Annotated in this window: 28 protein-coding genes; 24 read left to right on the forward strand and 4 right to left on the reverse strand. The window is 41.0% G+C overall.

Annotated features, from left to right (window positions below; all coding sequences use genetic code 11):
• Positions 1-25: 25 nt before the first annotated feature.
• On the reverse strand, positions 26-1,651 hold the full coding sequence (locus AM592_RS20370; protein ID WP_053605466.1) for an L-lactate permease: 1,626 nt from the start codon (positions 1,649-1,651) through the stop codon (positions 26-28).
• Between the two features lie 284 nt (positions 1,652-1,935).
• On the opposite strand from AM592_RS20370, the gene AM592_RS20375 reads away from it, so the two are divergent.
• The 15 genes from AM592_RS20375 to tatC all read left to right on the forward strand — a co-directional run bounded on the left by AM592_RS20375 (position 1,936) and on the right by tatC (position 11,040).
• Positions 1,936-2,679, forward strand: a complete 744-nt coding sequence (locus AM592_RS20375; protein WP_053605467.1) for a YqjF family protein — start codon at positions 1,936-1,938, stop codon at positions 2,677-2,679.
• Positions 2,680-3,020: 341 nt separating this feature from the next.
• Positions 3,021-3,566 carry a gas vesicle protein GvpQ gene (gene gvpQ / locus AM592_RS20380; RefSeq protein ID WP_053605468.1) on the forward strand — a complete coding sequence of 182 codons (546 nt, stop codon included), beginning with the start codon at positions 3,021-3,023 and terminating at the stop codon, positions 3,564-3,566.
• A 23-nt stretch (positions 3,567-3,589) separates the two neighbouring features.
• Positions 3,590-3,853 carry a gas vesicle structural protein GvpA gene (gene gvpA, locus AM592_RS20385; protein WP_053605469.1) on the forward strand — a complete coding sequence of 88 codons (264 nt, stop codon included), beginning with the start codon at positions 3,590-3,592 and terminating at the stop codon, positions 3,851-3,853.
• Positions 3,854-3,881: 28 nt separating this feature from the next.
• The gene (gene gvpO / locus AM592_RS20390) at positions 3,882-4,148 is read left to right on the forward strand and encodes a gas vesicle protein GvpO (protein WP_053605470.1); all 267 of its coding nucleotides are present in this window, start codon (positions 3,882-3,884) and stop codon (positions 4,146-4,148) included.
• A gap of 39 nt (positions 4,149-4,187) precedes the next feature.
• Positions 4,188-4,958, forward strand: a complete 771-nt coding sequence (locus AM592_RS20395; protein WP_053605471.1) for a GvpL/GvpF family gas vesicle protein — start codon at positions 4,188-4,190, stop codon at positions 4,956-4,958.
• Positions 4,955-5,212, forward strand: a complete 258-nt coding sequence (locus tag AM592_RS20400; RefSeq protein ID WP_053605472.1) for a gas vesicle protein GvpG — start codon at positions 4,955-4,957, stop codon at positions 5,210-5,212. The genes AM592_RS20395 and AM592_RS20400 overlap by 4 nt, the downstream gene beginning before the upstream one ends.
• A 9-nt stretch (positions 5,213-5,221) precedes the next feature.
• A complete protein-coding gene (locus AM592_RS20405) occupies positions 5,222-6,028 on the forward strand; it encodes a GvpL/GvpF family gas vesicle protein (RefSeq protein ID WP_053605473.1) in 807 nt (268 codons plus the stop codon).
• A 13-nt stretch (positions 6,029-6,041) separates the two neighbouring features.
• Entirely contained in the window at positions 6,042-6,314 is a 273-nt protein-coding gene (locus AM592_RS20410) for a gas vesicle protein (protein ID WP_053605474.1), read from the forward strand.
• Positions 6,268-6,564 carry a gas vesicle protein K gene (locus tag AM592_RS20415; RefSeq protein WP_053605475.1) on the forward strand — a complete coding sequence of 99 codons (297 nt, stop codon included), beginning with the start codon at positions 6,268-6,270 and terminating at the stop codon, positions 6,562-6,564. Before AM592_RS20410 ends, AM592_RS20415 begins: the two co-directional genes overlap by 47 nt.
• A 12-nt stretch (positions 6,565-6,576) precedes the next feature.
• The gene (gvpJ, locus tag AM592_RS20420) at positions 6,577-6,882 is read left to right on the forward strand and encodes a gas vesicle protein (RefSeq protein ID WP_053605476.1); all 306 of its coding nucleotides are present in this window, start codon (positions 6,577-6,579) and stop codon (positions 6,880-6,882) included.
• Positions 6,883-6,897: 15 nt separating this feature from the next.
• Positions 6,898-7,479 carry a YtxH domain-containing protein gene (gvpT, locus tag AM592_RS20425; RefSeq protein WP_053605477.1) on the forward strand — a complete coding sequence of 194 codons (582 nt, stop codon included), beginning with the start codon at positions 6,898-6,900 and terminating at the stop codon, positions 7,477-7,479.
• Positions 7,480-7,493: 14 nt separating this feature from the next.
• Positions 7,494-7,880 carry a gas vesicle accessory protein GvpU gene (gene gvpU / locus AM592_RS20430; protein WP_053605478.1) on the forward strand — a complete coding sequence of 129 codons (387 nt, stop codon included), beginning with the start codon at positions 7,494-7,496 and terminating at the stop codon, positions 7,878-7,880.
• Between the two features lie 352 nt (positions 7,881-8,232).
• A complete protein-coding gene (locus AM592_RS20435) occupies positions 8,233-9,984 on the forward strand; it encodes an alkaline phosphatase D family protein (RefSeq protein ID WP_053605479.1) in 1,752 nt (583 codons plus the stop codon).
• Positions 9,985-10,019: 35 nt separating this feature from the next.
• On the forward strand, positions 10,020-10,238 hold the full coding sequence (locus tag AM592_RS20440) for a twin-arginine translocase TatA/TatE family subunit (RefSeq protein ID WP_053605480.1): 219 nt from the start codon (positions 10,020-10,022) through the stop codon (positions 10,236-10,238).
• Between the two features lie 79 nt (positions 10,239-10,317).
• Complete coding sequence (gene tatC, locus AM592_RS20445) at positions 10,318-11,040, forward strand: twin-arginine translocase subunit TatC (protein WP_053606198.1); 723 nt, start codon at positions 10,318-10,320, stop codon at positions 11,038-11,040.
• Positions 11,041-11,184: 144 nt separating this feature from the next.
• Here tatC and AM592_RS20450 read toward each other — a convergent pair whose 3' ends face one another.
• Positions 11,185-11,733, reverse strand: a complete 549-nt coding sequence (locus AM592_RS20450; protein ID WP_053605481.1) for a hypothetical protein — start codon at positions 11,731-11,733, stop codon at positions 11,185-11,187.
• A 115-nt stretch (positions 11,734-11,848) separates the two neighbouring features.
• On the opposite strand from AM592_RS20450, the gene AM592_RS20455 reads away from it, so the two are divergent.
• From AM592_RS20455 to AM592_RS23580, 5 genes are all read left to right on the forward strand, one after another.
• Positions 11,849-12,448, forward strand: a complete 600-nt coding sequence (locus AM592_RS20455) for a TetR/AcrR family transcriptional regulator (protein ID WP_053605482.1) — start codon at positions 11,849-11,851, stop codon at positions 12,446-12,448.
• A 187-nt stretch (positions 12,449-12,635) separates the two neighbouring features.
• Positions 12,636-14,405 (forward strand): ABC transporter ATP-binding protein, encoded by a 1,770-nt coding sequence (locus AM592_RS20460; protein ID WP_053605483.1) that lies wholly within the window; start codon positions 12,636-12,638, stop codon positions 14,403-14,405.
• Positions 14,406-14,420: 15 nt separating this feature from the next.
• On the forward strand, positions 14,421-15,098 hold the full coding sequence (locus AM592_RS20465) for a response regulator transcription factor (RefSeq protein ID WP_082364255.1): 678 nt from the start codon (positions 14,421-14,423) through the stop codon (positions 15,096-15,098).
• On the forward strand, positions 15,095-16,138 hold the full coding sequence (locus AM592_RS20470) for a sensor histidine kinase (RefSeq protein WP_053605484.1): 1,044 nt from the start codon (positions 15,095-15,097) through the stop codon (positions 16,136-16,138). Before AM592_RS20465 ends, AM592_RS20470 begins: the two co-directional genes overlap by 4 nt.
• A 563-nt stretch (positions 16,139-16,701) precedes the next feature.
• Positions 16,702-16,791 (forward strand): YjcZ family sporulation protein, encoded by a 90-nt coding sequence (locus AM592_RS23580; protein ID WP_082364257.1) that lies wholly within the window; start codon positions 16,702-16,704, stop codon positions 16,789-16,791.
• 186 nt (positions 16,792-16,977) lie between these two features.
• On the opposite strand, the gene AM592_RS20475 is transcribed toward AM592_RS23580, so the two are convergent.
• Positions 16,978-17,388, reverse strand: a complete 411-nt coding sequence (locus tag AM592_RS20475; RefSeq protein WP_053605485.1) for a DoxX family protein — start codon at positions 17,386-17,388, stop codon at positions 16,978-16,980.
• A 198-nt stretch (positions 17,389-17,586) separates the two neighbouring features.
• Between AM592_RS20475 and AM592_RS20480 the strand changes: the two genes are divergently transcribed.
• Positions 17,587-18,438, forward strand: a complete 852-nt coding sequence (locus AM592_RS20480) for a VOC family protein (protein ID WP_053605486.1) — start codon at positions 17,587-17,589, stop codon at positions 18,436-18,438.
• Positions 18,439-18,558: 120 nt separating this feature from the next.
• Here AM592_RS20480 and AM592_RS20485 read toward each other — a convergent pair whose 3' ends face one another.
• On the reverse strand, positions 18,559-18,783 hold the full coding sequence (locus AM592_RS20485; RefSeq protein WP_053605487.1) for a hypothetical protein: 225 nt from the start codon (positions 18,781-18,783) through the stop codon (positions 18,559-18,561).
• Between the two features lie 215 nt (positions 18,784-18,998).
• On the opposite strand from AM592_RS20485, the gene mbcS reads away from it, so the two are divergent.
• The 3 genes from mbcS (at position 18,999) to AM592_RS20500 (ending at position 22,343) form a co-directional block, all read left to right on the forward strand.
• Positions 18,999-20,582 (forward strand): acyl-CoA synthetase MbcS, encoded by a 1,584-nt coding sequence (gene mbcS / locus AM592_RS20490; protein ID WP_053605488.1) that lies wholly within the window; start codon positions 18,999-19,001, stop codon positions 20,580-20,582.
• Between the two features lie 217 nt (positions 20,583-20,799).
• Positions 20,800-21,708: an NAD(P)/FAD-dependent oxidoreductase gene (locus AM592_RS20495; RefSeq protein ID WP_053605489.1), complete on the forward strand. Its 909-nt coding sequence runs from the start codon at positions 20,800-20,802 to the stop codon at positions 21,706-21,708.
• A gap of 41 nt (positions 21,709-21,749) precedes the next feature.
• A complete protein-coding gene (locus AM592_RS20500) occupies positions 21,750-22,343 on the forward strand; it encodes a dienelactone hydrolase family protein (protein WP_053605490.1) in 594 nt (197 codons plus the stop codon).
• Positions 22,344-22,397 lie beyond the last annotated feature (54 nt).

A 22,397-nucleotide genomic window follows, 5' to 3' on the forward strand; every position in this document is an offset into this window, starting at 1 on the left:
TTCATGTCCTTCTTGTGTAATTACTTTATATCCCGAATAATGATAACAAATAAGTCCAGGCAGCAATGATCACAAGCAATAAAAGACTGTACTTAATCGTCATGCGCAAAAGCGTAGATTCCTGCCCTGTTTCGTTAACAGAAGCCGTGGCAATTGCAATGGATTGCGGTGAAATTAGCTTTGCCATGACACCTCCGCTCGTATTGGCAGCAAGTAGCAGAGAAGAACTTGTGCCGATTTGTACTCCTGTTACCACTTGGAGGTTGCCGAACAGAGCGTTGCTGCTGACGACAGAGCCGGTGATAAATACGCCGATCCAGCCAAGAACAGGTGATAACAGCGGGAACATATCTCCTGTTTTTGCGAGGGCAAGACCAATTGAAGAGGAAAGCCCTGCATAATTGGCAAGGTTCGCAAATCCCATAATAAGACAGATGGTTATGATCGGAACCTTAAGCTCTTTCAGAGTATCCCCTAAACCTTTAAAGCCTTGTTTGACATTCATATTCCTGCTTAGTACAACTGTTATCAAGCAAGCAATAAGGATTGCTGTCCCTGTGGCAGAAATGAAATCAAGCTTAAAGATGGCTGCCAATGGCGCTTCTGCTCCGGCGATCGGGGGGACTTTGACCACTTGGCCGTCCAGTCCGGGAATAGGCAAGAGCATGGTTGTTTTTTGCAAAATGCCGCCTTCAGTGAATAGATCTTTAAACGCAGGGAGACTCCAAATAGCAATCATTCCTGTAAGAATGTAGAAAGGTGACCAGGCACTAACGACTTCTTTAAGTGAGTGGTTTTCCTGAATACCGATGTCCTCCTCAGCGTTTTCGCGATAGATCGTTTTTGGCTCCCATGTTTTTAGAAAGACGGCAAGAGCTGCCATACTCGCTAATGCGGAAAGGATATTCGCAAGCTCTGGTCCCACGAACATCATGGTAACTGTTTGAAGAACAGTATAAACTCCGCTCACCACTAGTAAAGCAGGGAATGTTTCCTTTACTCCTTTCCATTTATCAAGAATGAAGACGAGCAGGAATGGAACGATAAAAGAGATAAATGGCAAGATCAAAGCAAGGGTGCGTGATAATTCAAGTGCTTCGAGATTCCCCATTTGCGCACCGACAATAACAGGTATACCGATTGCGCCAAATGCTCCTGATGCTGCATTTGCTATCAAGCAAAGCATTGCCGCTTTTAACGGGTGGAATCCGAGCTGGGCAAGCAACGCGGCTGAAATGGCAATCGGAACACCAAACCCCGCTGCACCTTCCAAAAAGGCGTTAAAGCTAAAACCGATAAGCAAGACCTGCAGACGCTGATCTCGTGAAATATTTGCAATGCTGCTGCGAATTACGTCGAATTTGCCGGTTTTAACGGCAATTTTATACAGCCAAACAGCCATAATAATAATGTATCCAATCGGCCATAAGCCGTTAGCAATGCCGTGTACTACAGCAGCAATTGCTTTAGTAAATGGCATTTGGAATAGCGCAACCGAAATAAATAAACTGATAATCAAAGTAAGAAGGGATGCAATCATGCCTTTCATTTTAAATAAAGTCAAGGCCAACAAGAAAAAGATGACAGGCAAAGCTGCGATAAGAGCTGATACATAGGTATTACCGAAAGGATTATAATCTTGAATCCACATACTCACTCACACTTTCTTTTTAAGACTTGTTTTCCCGAAAGATTGTGAAGTATTTCACAAATAAATAGTACACCATTTATCTCCATTTAGCAATTGGGGATGTGTAAACAATTTGTCTTTTTTGTTACAAAAAGAGAAAGCCATTTAGGGCTGCAAAAAAGAAGGCGATTCACCGACGAATCACCTTTATTGTAAATGAGTCGCTCCTTTTTTGTTCATTTTTTAAGCACAAAAGTGTTTAGAAATAATGTGAAGTGGGACAGAGTATTACAGGTGATGAAAAATTGAAATTAAATCATATAAATACAAGTCACAGACCATTTCCGCTTCCTAAAGTTCCATGGATACTACAACAAACCTGGGATGATGTACTGTTTTTACATTGGCCCGTTTCAGAGGCTATTCTTCGCGACCATATTCCCGCTCAACTTGATCTGGATAGATACGAAGGAACTGCCTGGGTCAGTCTTGTTTTATTTGAAGTGAACGGAATGAGGCCAAGAGCTTTACCGCCTATCCCATTTGTCCATTCCTTTCTTGAACTTAATGTAAGGACTTATGTGACATACAAAGGAAAACCTGGTATTTACTTTTTTAGTCTCGATGCCAATAGTCGTCTTGCCGTTAGAATGGCTCGTATTGGCTATTCTCTGCCCTATCATCTTGCAAAAATAGAGCTAAAAAGAAAGACTGGCAAAATTGAGTTTTCGAGCAGCCGAATTCATAAAAATAAACCAAAAGAGAGCTTACAAACAATTTATCGACCTACGGCTGAGGGATATTTTGCAAAAAAAGGAACTCTTGATTATTGGCTGACAGAACGCTATTGCTTATGGACGCAAAAAGGCAGAAGACTTTTTCGGACAGATATACTACATGAAAAATGGAAACTCCAAAAAGCCGAGGTAGAAATCCAAAAAAATTCAATGGCTCACTTTTTGCCTGCTTCAAGCTTGAGCAGCGATCCAGTCATTCATTATTCTCCATCGAAACGAGTGTTGTTCTGGCCGCCTTTGCCAGAAGATTAGCGATAATAGGTCAATCTGATGTGTCCTTATCATAAATGGCTTTGCTTCAGGCCAGTTTCAATTAACTAAGACAGCTCGAGCAGCTATCGCTCAGACTGTCTATTTTTTTAAAAAATATTTTCAAAGCCAATTTAGTAAATAAAATGAAATATTTTTAATAATAGCAACAATATCAGTGTCATCCTTAAGAGAAATAGGCCTGCTTCAAATTACAAGCAAATTACTTTTTACACAATCGATGAAATATATGGAAATATAACTATTGCAATGCAGTTTGCTGGTTTTTCAAAAAATTTATAGGGGTATAGCGTTTGTAATAGTCACAAGAAAGGGGTGAGGAAATGACTCGAAAAACATCTGGAGAAAACTCATCGTCAGAAAATACTTCTGAAAATCCAGGTGATGCGAGTGAGAGCCTCAAAGAGAAAGCGAAGAATGGACTGCAAAAAGCAGCTGTTGCATTGGTTAAGAAAGCCCCGAAGAAAGTGAAAGAAACAATTAAAGACGAAACAAAAGACCAGCTGACTAAACAGCTCAAAGCGAATTTTAAAAAAGAGCTTCATTCGAAGGCTGAGAATGCCTCTGAAAAATTAGAAAAAGCAAAAGATCAAAATGCTGAAAATGTACACGAAAAAGCCGAAATGGCCAAAGATAAGGTGCAGGATGTTTTATTCAATGTGAAGGATAAACTTAAAGATCTCAAAGAAGCTGGAGAAGAGTTTCAAGAAAAGGTTTCGTCTAAGAAAAAAGATTCTGGCTTGAAGAGTGTGAATGACATTAAAGGAGCTAACGATATAAAAAGTTCAAATCAATTAAAAAGCTCCAAGGATATCAAGAGCTCTAAAGATATCAAAAGCTCTAAAGATATTAAAACAATCTGTTCGTAATCATAGAAAGGAGAATGTTTCTAATGAGTGTTCAAAAAAGTACGGATAGTTCTAGTTTGGCTGAAGTGATCGACCGAATTCTTGACAAAGGTGTCGTTATTGACGTTTTCGCAAGAGTATCTCTTGTTGGAATTGAATTAATTACAGTTGAAGCAAGAGTAGTCATTGCGAGTGTGGACACATGGCTGCGTTATGCAGAAGCGGTGGGACTCCTTCGAGACGATATAGAAAAAGAAGGCCTTCCTTCACAGTCCAATGAAAGAGGTAATCAAGCGTTCAGTATTTAATCAAAGCTTAGAATATAGGTGACTAATCATGGAAATCCAAAGAATAATGAAAGCCGTCAATGATTTTTTTAACGAGCATGTGGCTCCTCCCCATAAAATCATATCAGTTGAATTGGCGGAGGATGAGGGCTGGAAAGTGATGATTGAGGTCATTGAAGAAAAAGATTATATGAAGAGATATGCTAAGGACGAAATGCTCGGTGTGTATCAAGTGTTTTTAAATAAGGAGATTGAAGTTGCGTCATTTTCGAGAAAAAGCTTTCGTTACCGAAGCTCGATTGGTGAAGAAGCGTAAGATGCGATTAGCGAAATGGCGATGGCAAAATAATAAGGAGTGAGCCGGTTGAGTCAAACGGGAATATACATTTTTTGCGGAATTCAGACCAAGGAAACATCCTCATTTGGTAAGGTGACGATCGAAGGAGAAGAGAGGTCAACCTTTACGATCCATTATAAGGACACGGCAATGGTGGCTGCTGAGGTTCCGATGAAGATCTATCACCCGAACAAAGAAAACCTGATGACTCATCAGAAGGTGATATCTTCAGTCATGGCCCAAAATGATACTGTCATTCCAATTAGCTTTGGAAATGTTTTTCAAACGAAAAGAGACGTGGAGGTTCTTCTGGAAAATCTGTATCCGCAGTTCGCAAAGCTCTTCCCTGAAATCAAGGGGAAAATGGAGCTTGGATTAAAGGTAATCGGAAAAAAAGAATGGCTGGAAACAGCAATCAAAGAGAAGCCAGAAGTGGAGAAAATGAAGCAAACGATGCAAGGAAAGTCACGGAATGCTCAATATTATGACCGTATCCGGCTTGGCGGCATAGCTCAAAATTTCTTTGCTTCTCTGCAAAATGAAGTGAAAAAAGACATTTTTGTTCCGTTAAAAGAAGATTCCATTGCGGCAAAAATCAATGAACCAATCGGAGAGACAATGCTTTTGAACGCTGCCTTTCTCATTGATCGCAGCAAGGAAGAACCATTTGATCAAAAAGTGAATGAAGTCCATGAGAAATGGAAGGATAAAGTTCAATTTAAATATTCCGGTCCATGGCCTGCTTATAATTTCATAAATATCAAGCTTAAAGTAGAGGAAGGCCGATGATCCATAAACTGTTCACTGTCCCGATGAACCTAGTCATTAAGGTCGGTGAAAAAGTGAAAGAAGAAGCAGATCGTGAGCTTTACGATCTGGATTTCATTCAACAAAAGCTGATACGCCTGCAAATGATGTACGAATTAGAGGAGATCCCTGAAAAGGTTTATAAGGAAAAAGAAGAAGAACTGCTCATGCGATATGAGGTCGCAAAAGCACGCGAATTGGAAGAATGGGAAGCCATGACAAAGAAGCAGAGGTGAGGGAAAACGATGTCAGCGTTTTTTTATTTATACGGGCTCATACCCACGGCAGAAAAGAACGAAAAAAGCTTCATTCCCTTTAAAGGAATTGATAAAGAACACGAGTCATATACGATATCGATGGGAGATATCACGGCGATTGGCAGTGATGTTAGGGAAGAAGAGTATTCTGAAGAAGTAATAAAAGACAAAATGAACAATGACATGGAGTGGCTGCAAGAAAAAGCGATGCATCACCATGATGTTTTGGCTGCACTTCAAAGCCAATACACAGTCATTCCCATGAAGTTTTGCACCATCTATAAAAGCAAAAACAGCATGGAACAACAGATTGGAGCCAGTCGGAAGAAAATCAATGATTCGTTTTTAAAAGTTATGGGAAACGAAGAATGGAATTTAAAAATCTATTACGATGGCACAAAACTAAAAGATCATCTTCGTAACAGCCATCTGGGGATTGCAGCAAAAAAAGAAGAAATTAGCAAATTGCCGCCCGGCAGGCAATTTTTCGAAAAAAGAAAACTCGATCAACACCTCGATCAAGAGGTTGAGAGAGAAATAAATAAGAGGTGTGAAGATATTCATAATCAACTGACACAATTCTCTGATTATAGCACAGTCAAAAAGAATTTGAGCAAGGAAGTGACTGGTAAAATCTATGACATGAGCTGGAACAGCGTATATCTTATCCCTCTCCCACAAGTAGAAGCTTTTTTAGAAGACATTCAGGAAAAGAAACAGTCCTATGAGGAATTTGGATTGCAGATGGAAGCTTCTGGACCATGGCCGGCTTACCATTTTGCAAATCTTGCCTAAAGGGAGGAGTTCGATGAGCCAGAGATCAGCCGCGGAAAATAAAGATGTGTCGCTCATCGATATATTGGATGTCATTCTCGATAAAGGCGTTGCCATTAAGGGTGATTTGATTATTTCTATTGCCGGAGTCGATTTAGTCTATCTTGATTTGCGTGTATTAATTGCTTCTGTTGAGACGCTGATAAACGCAAAAGAATTATCATCTGCAGAATTTGATAATGAGAAGGAGGGTTTGGAAGATGCAATCGGACACTCTGAAAAATGGCCGGATTCATCTCGATCCTGATCGAGCAGAGCATGGGTTGGCCCAGCTCGTTTTGACCGTGATAGAACTTCTGCGGCAAATCGTTGAACGGCATGCGATTCGACGGGTTGATTCAGGAAATTTAACCGATGAACAAATCGAGAATCTGGGACTGGCCTTGCAGAATTTAGAATTGAAAATGGATGAATTAAAAACGATTTTTCAGTTAACGGATAAAGACTTAAATATTGATCTTGGGCCTTTAGGAAACCTGCTTCCACGATCAAAATAGGAGTGATTCAAAATGCCGGTGGAAGGTCCAGTACAATCAAGCACAATTGTTGATGTGTTAGAAAAGGTTCTGGATAAAGGAGTCGTTATTGCCGGAGACATCACGGTAGGAATTGCCGATGTAGAGCTATTAACGATAAAAATCCGTTTAATCGTCGCATCGGTTGACAAGGCAAAAGAAATTGGCATGGACTGGTGGGAGTCGGATCCCTATTTATCTTCAAAAGCATCCGACAAGAGTCGCCAGCTGGAAGAGGAAAATAAGCGGCTGAATGAACGTCTTCGAGCATTAGAACATAAACTGGAACGCAATTCATAATGAGGAGGAAATGGTATGACAATCGAAAACAATGTTGAAGGAAAAGAAAACAATGTTGAAGGAAAAGAAAACAATGTTGAAGGAAACGAGAAGCGTGAAAATAAATTAACGAGCAGTCCGGTTAAACGCACCATTTTATATGGAGTCGCAGGAGCGACGATCGGGCTGGTCACCAGCAAGAAAGCAGGAAAGAGGATTTTGGCAGCGGTTGACACAGAGAAATTAAAAGAAAAAAGCTTGAGCTTTGGAAAATCAGCTAAGGAAAAACTAAGTGAATTAAAGGATTCAAGTGTTGAAAAGTCACAGCAGGCTGCAAAGGATATAAAAAATAAAACGACAAATTTCATAACGAAAAGAAAAAATAATGAGGAAGCTGAAACGCAAACAAATGAAACTGAACCGGAAAATAAAAATGATCATTCCGATAACGAGCAATATGAAGCGTTAAAGGAACAAAATAAAAAGCTGAGTGAACGCTTAGAACAGGTAGAACAAAAATTGAAGCAGCTATCGGAATCGACTGAAAGTGATAGTGGGTCAAAAACTGACAAAGCAGAAACATCTGTTTCCAGCAATGACGATACGTCTTCAAAATGAAAGGAGAATAATAGATGACGTCATCACCATCCAAAGACAGTACGCTCGAATTTTTTGTGAAGGCTTCAAATAAACATGAGTTTTCACTGGATATTACATTAAATGTGAATGGGTCGGTGGTTACTGGAACGATCATCTCGGCCCATGAGTATTTTGAAACGGTGAGTGAAACATTTGAAGATGGAAATGAAATTGCTCAAAAAATTAGTGAAGGACTTGTAAAGGCTAGTGAGTCAGCAAAGAATAGCAGCCAAGAAAGCGACATCGGTTTTATTCATTTAAAAAATACACGTATTTATAACGGCGATGGTAAAGGAACACCCTCGAAAGGGGATATTTTATGGCGGGGCAAGCTGGATCAAGTAGATGGATTCTTTCTCGGAAGAATTTCAGAGGGATAAAGTGAACGAAAGGTGACTCAGGATGAAGTCACCTTTTTTCTTTTAAAGTTTTATACTTGATGAAACGAGATCACTTGCTAGAATTCAAAGTCGACGGATCTGAATGTTTAATTTAGATAACGAATAGATGACAAAAAATAGGTAAGTTGGCGGATGAAATAAGTCTGTCCCCATGTTTTCTCTGTTGATGATTCCGCAAATCTTTGTAAGGGGTTGCATAAAAAGTCCTGTTAGGAATCAACTATCCGGCAGCTTTTTTCCACTTCCTTCTTTACATAGCTTTACAGCCTGTTAAAAAATGATCTTTATAATAGTCAGCGAATCGACATATTCATTGAAAAGAGGGGAAAACGTGGCAGAAGAAAGATCATTAGAAGGTTGGATTAAAAAGCTTAGTGACGAGAGCTTTAAGAACAACAAATTTGATCGCCGTCGTTTTATTCATGGGGCTGGTAAGATTGCCGGCATATCACTGGGGCTTACAATCGCCCAGTCAATGGGGGCATTTACCATAAATGCTGCTCCTAGATTCTCCAGTTATCCTTTTACGCTGGGGGTTGCTTCAGGAGATCCGCTCTCTGATAGTGTCGTTTTGTGGACAAGGCTAGCGCCAAATCCTCTTAATGGCGGAGGAATGCCGGAGGAAGCAGTACCGGTTAAATGGGAGATTGCTAAGGATGAAGATTTCCGCAACATCATTAAGAAAGGAACGGAGGTTGCACAGCCTGATCTTGGACACTCCGTTCATGCGGAGGTATATGGACTTGAGCCTAATCAAGTATACTATTATCGCTTCAAAAGCGGGAATGAATTAAGTCCCGTCGGCAAAACAAAGACGATCCCTGCACCAGGTTCAAGCGTTGCATCTTTAAGCTTTGCGTTTGCTTCTTGCCAGCAATATGAACATGGCTTCTACACCGCTTATGAACACATGGCAAACGAAGATCTTGATCTGGTCTTTCATTTAGGAGATTACATTTATGAATACGGGCCAAACGAATACGTTTCCAAAACAGGAAATGTACGTACACACAGCGGTCCTGAAATCATGTCTCTTCAGGATTATCGGAACCGTCATGCCCAATACCGTTCAGATGTAAATTTGAAAGCCGCGCATGCCGCCTTCCCATGGGTAGTCACATGGGATGATCATGAGGTTGAAAATAACTATGCTGATAAAATACCAGAAAAAGGACAGTCGATCGAAGCCTTCGTACATAGGCGAGCTGCAGCTTATCAGGCCTATTACGAGCATATGCCGCTTCGATTGTCATCTTTGCCTAATGGTCCGGACATGCAGCTGTACAGAAATTTTTCTTACGGAGATTTAGCTTCATTCCATGTTCTTGATACACGTCAATATCGCGATGATCAAGCAAATGGAGATGGCAACAAACCACCTTCTGAAGAGTCGGAAGATGCGAGTCGTACGCTTCTAGGAACAGATCAGGAACAGTGGCTCTTTCAAAGCATAGAGAAATCCACTGCCAGCTGGAATGTTCTCGCTCAGCAAATCTTCTTTGCCAAATGGAATTTCGGTACAAGCGAAGCGCCGATTTACAGTATGGATTCCTGGGATGGCTATCCGGCACAGAGACAGCGTGTCATCGATTTTATCAACGGCAAGGAAATGAACAATCTCGTCGTCCTTACTGGTGATGTTCACGCAAACTGGGCTTCCAACCTGCATACTGACCTTCACGATCCGAACTCCCGGATTTTTGGGGTTGAATTTGTTGGAACATCGATCACTTCCGGAGGGAACGGGTCAGATATACGGGCAGATACTGAACGTATTTTGAAGGAAAACCCGCATATTCGTTTTTTCAATGATTACCGCGGTTATGTGCGTTGCCATGTGACTCCTGAGCAATGGAAAGCAGATTATCGCGTCGTTCCATTCGTCTCCGAGCCCGGAGCTGCGATTTCCACGCGAGCTTCCTTTGTGTACAACAAGGATCAGGCAGGATTGCAGAAGGTGGCTTCTAACTCTGTTCAAGGAGGGGTTAAGAAGTCAGATCAGGTTGAAGAGGATCGTTTTACAGCACATACTAACGCTCATCAAAAACAAATGCGGAAACAGCAGGGGAAAGTCCATCAATAATAATCTGATTAAATTGTAGGGGGGAGAACAACGATATGTTGACGAATATCGGAATACCCGGTTTGGTATTGATACTTGTGATCGCATTGATTATTTTCGGGCCGTCGAAGCTTCCTGAAATCGGGAGAGCCTGCGGAAGAACCTTAACCGAATTCAAAAATGCATCAAAATCATTATTGCCATCTGAAGATAATAATGAAAAGAATGTAGAATTAAAAACCGTTGAAAAGAAAAAGGATCAATCAGTCGGATAAATAAACAGGGGGCGGAAGGAGTGGAAACCTCCTTTTGCTCCTTTTTCATTTGAATCATTTGAAGGGCGGTTACGATGGTATGGAAAACAAAAATGTCTCTTTATTTGATCACCTGACAGAATTGAGAAAGCGAGTCATGATTACGTTTTTTGCCTTTTTCTTTTTTCTTATTATTGCTTTTCTTTTCGTTCAGGATATTTACAACTTTTTGGTGAAGGATTTAGACGGGAAACTGGCTGTATTGGGGCCAAGTGATATTCTTTGGGTGTACATGGCCATTTCAGGAATTCTGGCTATCGCCGCGACGATTCCGATAGCTGCCTTTCAGACATGGCGATTTGTTGAGCCAGCCCTGACAAAGGAAGAACGAGGGATTACGTTGGCTTACATACCTGCGTTGTTTCTATTGTTTATTGCCGGGCTGTCATTTGGATATTTTGTGCTGTTCCCAATCGTTCTCTCATTTTTAACTACCTTGTCCGCGGGAAACTTCGAAACAATGTTTACAGCAGAAAAATACTTCCGGTTTATGCTGAACCTGACACTGCCTTTTGGATTTCTATTCGAAATGCCGCTTGTCGTCATGTTTTTAACAAAGCTCGGTATTTTAAATCCGGTACGGCTTGCAAAGGCAAGAAAACTATCCTATTTTTCTCTTATCGTCATCTCCATTCTTATAACTCCGCCGGATTTTATTTCCGACGTCATGGTGATTGTCCCATTATTAGTTCTCTATGAAATCAGTGTTTCCTTATCTGCGTTCGTATATAGAAAGAAACTGGTTAGTGAACCGTCTTCGTAATTTAATTATCTATTCTATCGAGAGCGTTCGCTTTTGATAAAATAAACTAATATTTTGTAATTCCTGATTTAGATTCTAATTTATAAATCCAAATCAGCTAAAGAAAAGAACCTGTCGCAAAACCAGGTTCTTTTCATAGTTCATTCACTGATTAACGTTTTTTTCTTTCCTAGGAGAGATAAAATAACTTATTGCAATTATTAAATCTATACCGAGTACAATAGACCAAATCTTTACCATTCCACTTAATGCTTCCGTTCGTGAAGGATCATTAACCACATAAATCATTCCGGCTAACAGTCCGGCTCCAATAAGGTAAGCGAGAACGTGTTTTAACCAGCCTTTCAATGAATGCTTGGCGTGATTCATCCCGAAGCGTTTCAAAGGTTTTGGGCCCTCTTTTGTAACGTAGTACTGAAACCGTTCATCTGCCCATTCGATCATGCTCTTTCCAAAAGCAATGGATACTCCGATATACACTGCTGCTATGGCATGTGCTGTGGTTGCTTCTGCCCCTCCGTATAAATCAATCCCTGTAATTACTAACAGAATTAAATCAATGACAGGGGTGAGAGCCAAAAAAATCAACCCCAGTTTATTTTGCTTAAGAACATATCTAGTCACTAATCCAATTGCAATCACAACCCAAAATGCGATTTCACAGGCAATAATGATCCATGCAATATGATTCATAGGTTAACCTCTTTCTGATACAGTTGTATTATAAAAAAATTTTACCATGTGTTTTTAAATAATACAAATGTATTAAAAAATTGCACCTCGCATTTTTTCTTGATAAAATATGTCTATGCCAAAACTAGTAGATCATAACAAACGAAAAGAACAAATTGCAGAAGCGACTTGGAGAACTATTTTAAAAAAGGGAATGGAAGGAGCGACCGTACGAAATATTGCAAAGGAAGCCGGTTTATCACTCGGTTCGCTGCGACATTATTTTTCCACTCAGGATGAATTGCTTGTGTTTGCAATGAACCTCGTTGAGGAAAGAGTGACAGACCGTATTAATAAGATAGCAACACAAGATATACCTTTGAAAGAAAAAATCCTGAAAATATTGCTTGAAATCGTACCGACGAATCAAGAAACAATGGCAGAAATGGAAGTGTGGTTTGCCTTTACTTTTCACATGAGACATCGGAATAATAAACTCAAGGATCACGACGATAAAATATTGCTCGGTATGAAAAACATTGTGAATTACCTACACGAGTCGCGCCTTCTTATAGACCATTTAGATAAAGATACGGAAGCTGAAAGACTTTATGCGTTGGTCGACGGTTTGGCGCTGCACGCGATGCTTGAGCCGGAACGCGTGAATCAACAGCGGGTTCTAACTGTATTAGAAAGTCATTTGCATTCGATCTGTACTGATGAATTAAGGGAATGACATTCTCACCGTTTACTTCGGGCAGATTCAGATAAAAATTAGAGTGGCTTAGACCGCTCTTTTACATTTTTAAGGATTTTGCCGTATAGTAGATCTTAGACTAATAATCTTGAAAAATTAAACAGTTATTCATATCCGTTCATTTTTCAGTTGTATATTGATAGAGAACGCAGAGGAGGGTAAAAGTATGCAAAAACAAGAATCAAACCAACAAGGCAAGTTTGGCGCCTTTTTTCAATTAGTAAAAAAGACGAATCCATCCTACGGAAAGCTTGCTTTTGCGATTGTCTTAAGCATTATTACGACGCTTGTCAGCTTAATGATCCCATTAATGACAAAGGATCTTGTTGACGGATTTTCAACGTCGTCATTTTCCGCCGGCCAAATTGCTTTAGTTGCTGTCGTCTTTATTGTTCAGGCGTTGCTAAGCGCTTATGCCACGTATGCTTTGAATTACAGCGGACAGAAAATCATTGCAGGACTCCGTGATTTATTATGGAGAAAATTGGTCAGGCTGCCGGTATCATATTTTGATAATAAGGCATCTGGTGAGACTATCAGCAGGATAACTAACGATACGTTGATTGTAAAAGAATTAATTACAAACCACATTACGGGCTTTATTACCGGGGCGATATCGATAATCGGTTCTTTAGTAATTTTATTGATAATGAACTGGAGGCTGACACTGATTGTCTTCATCGTTGTTCCGCTCGCCGCAGCTATTATGATTCCGATTGGACGCAAGATGTTTCTTATTTCAAGAGAAACACAGGACGAAACGGCACAATTCACCGGTTTGCTTAATCACATTTTGCCGGAAATTCGTCTCGTGAAGTCGTCCAATGCCGAAGCGATCGAATATAAACGCGGCAAAAATGGAATTGATAAATTGTTCAAACTAGGGCTTCGGGAAGCGAAGGTCCAATCGCTCGTTATGCCGCTTATGACTCTAGTTATTATGGCTGCCCTTGTTACCGTCATCGGCTACGGTGGCATGCAGGTTTCATCCGGTGTTATCACTGCCGGTGCATTGGTTGCCTTTATCTTATACTTATTTCAAATCATCATGCCGATCGGACAGATCACGCAATTTTTCACCCAGCTGCAAAAATCATTGGGAGCTACAGAGCGTATGATTGAAATTTTGGGTGAAAAGGAAGAAGATTTGGATAGCGGCTTGCCGGTCACCGATGCTAAGGAATCACTTTTTTTGAAAGATTTATCATTTTCCTATAAATCAGGCAGTCCCGTGATCAAAAATATAAATGCCGAGATTGCTGCTGGAAAAGTTACAGCGATTGTCGGCCCAAGCGGCGGTGGAAAAACAACTTTATTTAAACTGCTTGAAAGGTACTACGAGCCGACCGAGGGAATGATTTCTCTAGGAGATGAGCGCATTTCACGATACTCTCTTGAATCTTGGCGCAAACAAATTGGGTATGTCTCACAAGAAAGCCCATTAATTGCAGGGACCATCCGCGAAAATATCTGTTATGGTTTAGATCGTGATGTTTCTGATCAGGAGCTTGAAGAAGCAGCTAAGATGTCATATGCATTGAAATTTATTCAAGAACTTCCGAATACGTTTGACACAGAAGTGGGCGAACGTGGGATTATGCTCTCCGGAGGCCAGCGTCAGCGGATTGCCATCGCTCGTGCACTGCTTCGCAATCCACAGATATTGATGCTAGATGAAGCAACATCAAGTCTTGACAGCCAGTCGGAGCAATCTGTTCAAGAAGCACTGGACACTTTGATGGTTGGCCGGACTACGATCATAATTGCCCATCGACTTTCGACGGTGATCGATGCGGATCAGCTTTTATTTGTTGAAAATGGTGAGATCACCGGCCGAGGGACGCATGCAGAATTAATGGAAAGCCACGAGCTGTATCGTCAATTTGCAACTCAGCAGCTTAAAATCAATGCCGATTTAGAAGAACGTGCCGGCTAAAATGGGGGTGGTACTGTGACAACGATATTAGTCGTCGATGATGACCTGCATATTCGGGAGCTTGTGAGCACGATGATGAAACAGTCTGGTTTTTCCGTTATTGAAGCAAGCAATGGAAAACAAGCGATTGACCGATTAGCAGATGACAAGGTTGATTTGATGATCGTAGATGTCATGATGCCATACATGGATGGATTTGAAGTGAGTAAGGCAGTTAGGGACTATACCGATCTGCCTATTTTAATGCTGACAGCAAAAGGTGAAACGATAGATAAGGTGAGGGGCTTAGCAGTTGGAGCCGATGATTATCTCGTGAAGCCTTTTGAGCCGCTTGAGCTTGAAGCCAGGGTCAAAGCGCTCCTTAGGCGCTATCACATTACTACAGCCAAACAGCTTAAAATAGGTACAATTACGCTCTATGAGGATTCTCATTCTGCAACGAATGAGAAAGGAGAAACCTTCAACTTGCCGCGGCGTGAATTTGAATTGCTTTACAAATTGGCGAGCTATCCCAAAAAAACATTTTCAAGAGAACAACTAATCGATGATATATGGGGATTTGAGTTTGAAGGGGACGAAAGGACAGTCGATGTTCATGTGAAGAGGCTTCGGGAGAAATTCCCTGAGCCGGCTGTCGCTTTTTCGATTCGGACAATTCGCGGCCTAGGATATAGGCTGGAGATAAGCCAATGAGGGTTCGCCGGTTTGGAGCAAGTATCATTGGTCTCGTATGTGCATCGATCTTTTGGCTTCTTGCCAATGTAATCGTCAGTCAATTAGGGGAATGGCTTTCGATTTCTATGAACAAATATGTCGAACAAATTGGTTCATTATGGCTGATGTTTTTGTTGATGGGACTGACAATCTTTATTATTTCTCGTTCGGCGCGCCATGAACAATTAAAGATATGGAATCAAATGTCTGACACGATTAAACGAATAGCGGCAGGTGATTTTTCAGCGAAGATCCAAAGTGATTCTAAAGATATGAAAAACAGCAGGCATCCCGTCACAAAGCTGGTCAATCAAATTAATCACCTCGCTGTTGAATTAAACGAAATGGAAAAAATCAAGCAAGAATTTATTTCTAATGTTTCTCATGAATTTCAGACGCCGTTAACCTCGTTGAAAGGATTTGCCCATTTATTAAAAAATCCTGATATATCTGAGGAAAATCGTATCTATTATTTATCTATCATTGAAGCAGAAACGATGCGATTGTCGAAGATGAGCGAAAATCTTTTGAAGCTGACTGCGCTGGAACAGCAGGTAGAGCCAATCGAAAAAGCCAGATTCAGCCTAGACAAGCAGCTGAGGCGAATTATATTACTATGTGAGCCTCATTGGACAGAAAAAAACATTGAAATCGATCTTGATACCTCTCCGGTAAATATTGATGGAGATGAGGGGCTGCTTAATCAAGTATGGACAAACATCATTCATAATGCCATTAAATTCACTAAAGAAGGGGGAGTTATTGCCGTACAAGTAAAACAGGCACCAGCTCATGTTATCGTGGAAATCAAAGACGATGGCATTGGGATGACGGAGGATCAGGTGCAGCGGGTATTTGAACGTTTTTATAAGGCAGATAAATCGAGAAACGCCGGCGGAAGCGGTCTCGGCCTTTCTATTGTACAAAAAATTATCGAGCTGCATGAGGGACAGGTAGAAGTAGAAAGCGACTATGGCAAAGGAACCTTATTCCGGGTGAAGCTTCCGAAGGTTGACTAGATAGAATGAAAAGAGCCACCTTTTAAGATAAACATCAATCATGTCATCATCTGATAATTGCACAGTAAACAGAAGGAATTGCACAGATCGCAAAAGTAATTGCGCGATTCCAGGTTAGAATTGCACAGAACATCTGAATAATTGCACAATAACCCTATATTTTTGCACAAATAGAAATGATAATCGCACAAACGCCCAATTCTTTCTTAATCTCTTGATCCTGTTAATAGAAATAGGCAGCAATATCAGCAATTGTCCGGTTCTTTTATTTCTAGCTTGAATATTCTATGTACTATGAGAGATGGAAATCTCTCTCGGCCGCTAAGCTGCATGTATCCTCCACTACATGCATCCTCTGCCTGTCTCCCATAAAAAAATACCTCCATTTTTTACGAAAGAGCTGACTCGTTCCTGAGTCAGCTTCGTTTTTTGACTGTACAACCGATTAAGTGAAAATATCCTATCGATATATACGTTTATCCAATCATTTCTATTAGACAAACATATATTGATGATAGAGATGAATATCTCTTAATTGCTCACGATAGGAGGCGAAGAATTAAATGGGTTATAACTCCGGTGGTTCAAATTTTGCGATCATTCTTGTTCTGTTCATTTTACTAGTTATTGTAGGTGTAGCTTTCTTGAACTAGTAATTATGAGGATGGCTTTACATGAGTGATGGTTTTAGAAGTGCCTTTGCCATAATCGTGGTACTCATGTTTTGCTCGTCATCGTAGGATGTTCGTATTCCTATTAAAGAAATAATCTTTAGAGAAAACGCAGCAACCAGTATACTGATGTGCTGCGTTTTTACATTATATAGTGGATAATAGCATTTAACTAAAAAGAAGATAATCAATGGAATAGAGCCCTGGTCCAATAAGCGTTACCCCTATTGCCACAATAATAATATGAACATTATATTCACAACCGTTTTGGGCATTCCAATAGCCTTTCCCTGCATGTGCGGTAAAAATAGCAACGAGCATCGTAATCGTGATTATCACGGCGGAAAGCGGCATTAAGAACCCTAAGGCGAAAAGTAACCCTCCTGCCAATTCACCTAGTCCACCCAGAACTGCCATTGTTTTTCCAGGTTTAAGCCCCATAGATTCAAAACCTTCCGCTGTTTTGTCTATTCCTTGACCGCCGAACCAGCCGAATAGTTTTTGCGTACCGTGAGCTGCAAAGGTGAGTCCTGCTACAATCCGAATCAATAGTAAACCCAAACTAGCTAATACGGTCATATATTATGTCTCCCCTTATTTTTTGTATCATTTCTTTATACTTTTTACTTTTAGGGGGACATTTAAACCTTTCAATTTGTTTTCGATTTACTAATCATACTATTGCTTGACTAAACAAAGTTACTAAATTAAAATAACTTACATAAAGTAAGTATAAGAAAATCACAAACTTTCTCTTAGATAGGGGGCAATTGCGTAATGAACTACCACAGTCATCCGCATACGTTCGTAAACCAGGTTGACATAAAGGTGCAAAATCTGGAACGGTCGCTTGCTTTTTATCAAAACGTAATCGGATTTCAGCTTTTGGAACAAGCGGACAATAAAGCGTTTCTTACGGCAGATGGAAAAACACCTTTGTTAATCATCGAACAGCCTGAATATGTGATTCCGAAACAGCCTCGTAAAACCGGCTTGTACCATTTTGCGCTTCTTCTGCCTTCACGCCCCGATTTAGCAAGCGTGTTAAATCATTTGATTGAAATCGGCTATCCATTACAAGGTGCTTCAGACCATCTTGTAAGTGAAGCGCTATATTTAGGAGATCCTGATGGGAATGGGATTGAAATTTATGCAGACCGGCCGTCCTCTCTCTGGGATTGGAACGATAAAGAAGTAGTCATGGCAACCAAGGCTTTAGATGCAGACGGTCTTTTGGCAGAGGGAAAAGGGCTGCAATGGGCCGGCCTTCCTGCCGGGACGTTATTGGGACATATTCATTTACACGTGTCCGAGATGGAAAATACGAAAGAGTTCTACACAAAAGGCCTCGGCTTCCAAATCGTCAGCCGCTATGGAAATCAGGTGCTCTTTCTATCGACAGGAGGGTACCACCATCATATTGGATTAAATACTTGGAATGGGGTAGGTGCACAGAAGCCTGCTGAAAATAGTGTAGGTTTGAAATCATTTTCGCTAGTTCTTCCAGACGAGGAAACGAGAAAGAAAACGATCGAACAGCTCACGACTATCGGAGCGGCGGTAAAAAAAGAGAATGACATCGTAATCACGCACGATCCATCTGGAAATCAAATTCAATTAATTGTATGAACGGCGTTGACTTTCCGTAGGTAGCTCGAGAAAGGATTATTTTGGTGAAAAATCAAAACTGAACAGTGGTTATCAAACGTGAAAGCCGTTCCCTTCAGACAGGGAGCGGCTTAAAATTTTTTACATCCGAACAATTACAGCGCCGCCTCCGCCAGTTGTACATACACGGTTTTGCAGTTCCTCAATGGAACGCAGCGTTTCATTTGTTTTTTCTAAGCTGGAAAGAAGTAATTCCAGCCGATGTTCAAGGTTGGCCAAGCGCTGCATGACCTGCTGCTGGTCATGATTTATTTGACGATGATCGGTTTGGTACTGGGAGTTTGGTGAATTCCAATTCGAGTACATAGGATTGCCTCCATCCACAAAAGCTTTAGTACTTTATTTTATGATTACCAGGTGGGTAAGTTCGCCTATTTTATAGGCATCCATTTCTTTTTTAAATTTTCAGGATATATCATTGTCAATTTTGTGGGATAACCTCTATAATAGAATTTAGAATCAAGTATTAGTACCTGGTTATAATTTTTAAGTGAAATTTAATCGAATTTTGGAGGTGTCTTGTGCTTAATTTAAATGATTTACTCCCAGATAATGAATATAATTTAATAGATGAAATTGAGAAATATTCTTCGGAACAAACAGCAATAAAATGGCTGAATGAACAAGGAGACAGGCAGGAGATATCATATGCTCAATTGCTAAAGCAGGTTAACAAGCAGGCTAACGTCTTGACTGAGCTTGAATTGAAAAAAGGAGATCACGTCCTTGTGATTATGCCAAGGTTGATTGACGCTTATGTTACTTATTTGGCTTGCTTTAAAACGGGAATCGTAGTGATTCCGTCTTCTGAAATGCTCCGTGCCAAGGATATTGAGTATCGCTTAAACCATGGAGAAATAAAAGCGGTTATTTCATATCACTTATTCACTGGTGAAGTAGACAAGGTGAAGGATACCCCGGCAACGCTGAAACGGAAAATTTCTATCGGCGGAGAGGTCAGCGGATGGCTGCAAATGGAGGAATTGATGGAAAATGCGGCTGACAGCTTTGATACGGTTCCGACATTAAAAGACGATACCCTTTTGATGTCCTACACCTCAGGAACGACCGGACAGCCGAAAGCAGTGGTCCATAGCCACGGGTGGGCTTATGCACATTTACGGGTAGCTGGAAAGGAATGGCTTGATATTAGTGAAACAGATACCGTATGGGCAACAGCTGCGCCAGGCTGGCAAAAATGGGTGTGGAGCCCGCTGTTATCAATTCTCGGCTGCGGTGCAACCGGATTTGTTTATAACGGGAAATTTAATCCTGAGAAATATTTAGAGCTTTTGCAGGATGAAGAAATCAATGTTCTATGTTGTACTCCGACAGAATATCGCTATATGGCTAAAATTGATGAACTTGAAAAATACAATTTGCCAATGCTTCATAGTGCGGTGTCAGCAGGAGAGCCGCTCAACGCGGAAGTAATTACGATCTTTAAAAACAAGCTCGGCGTTCAAGTAAGGGATGGATACGGGCAAACTGAAAACACCTTATTGATCGGTACGCTTAAAGGAGTCGAGCCCAGACTGGGAAGCATGGGAAAACCGATGCTCGAAGGCTTCGTTGAAATTGTTGATGAAAACGGAGTGCCGTGCGAGGTCGGAGAAACTGGCGACATTGCGGTCCTAAAGAATCTGCCATCATTGTTTAAAGGCTATTTTAAGGAGCCTGAGCGGACAGAAAGAACGATTAGAGGCGATTACTATATCACAGGTGACCGCGCTACGAAGGATGAAGACAATTATTATTGGTTCCAAGGGCGCGGTGACGATGTCATTATCAGCTCGGGCTATACCATCGGGCCATTCGAAGTGGAGGATGCATTGGTCAAGCATCCGATGGTGAAAGAATGTGCAGTCGTTGCGAGCCCGGATGAGTTTCGCGGAACCGTAGTTAAGGCGTTTATCGTTTTGACGCAGCCTGTAGAGAATGAAGAGAAGCTGATGAAGGAGTTGCAGACGCACGCAAAGACGTTAACAGCTCCATATAAATACCCAAGACGTATCGAATTTGTTCAAGATCTGCCTAAAACGAATTCAGGAAAAATCAGAAGGGTTGAATTACGCGAGCAAGAGCTGCGTAAATATTTGAAGTAACTTAAATGACCGGCTTTCCTATGGGAAGGCCGGATTCTTTTGATTTGAGAAGGGTTTGAATCAAGCAGAAAAAACAATGGAAGACTATTTATGATTGGACAATGGTAAGTAACCTCGTTTCAACAAGGAAAAACTCGGGAAATCCGAGAAGAGATTGACCACAACATCCCACCTATGGTTAACCTTAAAAAAAATTCTCGGGTAAAGGAGAGTTTACATGCTTGATTGCGCAATTATTGGCGGTGGTCCTGCTGGATTAAATGCTGCCCTCGTCCTTGGTCGAGCCAGACGAAAAGTGGCATTGTTCGATGACAATAAGCCGCGAAACGCTGTGACGCGTGAGTCGCACGGATTTCTTACGAGAGATGGAGTAAGTCCCCGGGAAATCAAAAGCATTGCCCATAAAGAAATCAGCCGTTACCAAACGGTGGAGCTTCACAAAAGCCGGGTGACGAATGTGACGAAAAATAACTCTTCTTTTGAAATTGAAACAGATAAAGGAGACAGGTTTCACGCCAAAACCATTCTTCTGGCGACCGGGTTAAAGGAGCAGCTTCCTGATATCGATAAGATACAAGAATACTATGGAAGAAGCTTGTTTTGCTGTCCTTATTGTGACGGATGGGAGCTGAAAGATAAGCCTTTAGTGGTTATCTCCCGGGGTGACCACCTGTATCATTTGGCAACCACAGTCTGGAACTGGAGCCATGACCTGCTCGTTTGTACAAACGGAAATGAAAACAATCTTGCAACAGAAGAATTAAATCTTCTGAGAAGTAAAGGAATTCATGTGAAAGAAGAAAAAATCCGTACGCTCAAAGGGGAGAACGGGGAATTAAAAAGCATTGTGTTTGAAAATAGGGAAGAGATCAAGCGAGAAGGCGGATTTATTACTCCGCACGTCGTCCAGGCCGTGAAATTTGGCGAATATTTAGGCTGCGAAACCACAAGGCTTGGCGGGATTCAAACAGATGAGGTAGGCAGGACCAATATTAAAGGCGTATACGCTGCGGGAGACTCTGCCATTATCGCTCCGGCACAAGTAGTCATAGCAGCAGCTGAAGGAAGCAGAGCGGCAATCGGGATTAATACGGATTTAATTGAGAAGGAATTTATGGATATATGATTTTAGAAACGCGAATCTAATAAAGGCTTGGAGGTTTTCAGGTGGCGAAAGAACGTATTGCCATCATTGTAATCCACGAAATTTATGGTGTGAATCAGCATATTAAGGACGTGAAGGTTTTTTTAGAGAAGTCAGGAGCTGCAGTTTATACTCCAGATTTACTTAGTATTGAGGAACCTTTTGCCTATAGTAAAGAAGAAAAAGCATATGCAAATTTTATGGAGAATGTTGGTTTCGAAAAAGGAGCCCGGCAAATCGAGAGGCTTATTTACCAGTTAAAACAGCAGTTTGATCATGTTGGAATCATTGGATTTAGTGTGGGAGCAACGATTGCTTGGCTTTGCAGCACATTTCATGAGTTAAGCTTTGCCGTCTGCTGTTACGGCTCACGCATCAGAAGCTACACAAGCATAGAGCCGAATTGTCCGGTACTTCTTATTTTCCCTGCCCACGAACAGTCATTTGACCCTGAAGCTCTGATCGAAAACCTTAAGCAAAAACGAAACGAAAAAATCACGATACAGCAATTTTCAGGCAGCCACGGTTTTATAGATCCATATAGTGACAAATATGAAGCTTTGGCAGCAGAGAAAGCACTTCGTTTGATGGAAGAGTTTATTTATAGGCTTTGTTAAGTAAAATAATAGACCTCCTCCAAGGAAGGTCTATTAATTTGAAAAAACGTACTT

The sequence above is a fragment of the Bacillus gobiensis genome (assembly GCF_001278705.1).
Taxonomy (GTDB): Bacteria; Bacillota; Bacilli; order Bacillales; family Bacillaceae; genus Bacillus; species Bacillus gobiensis.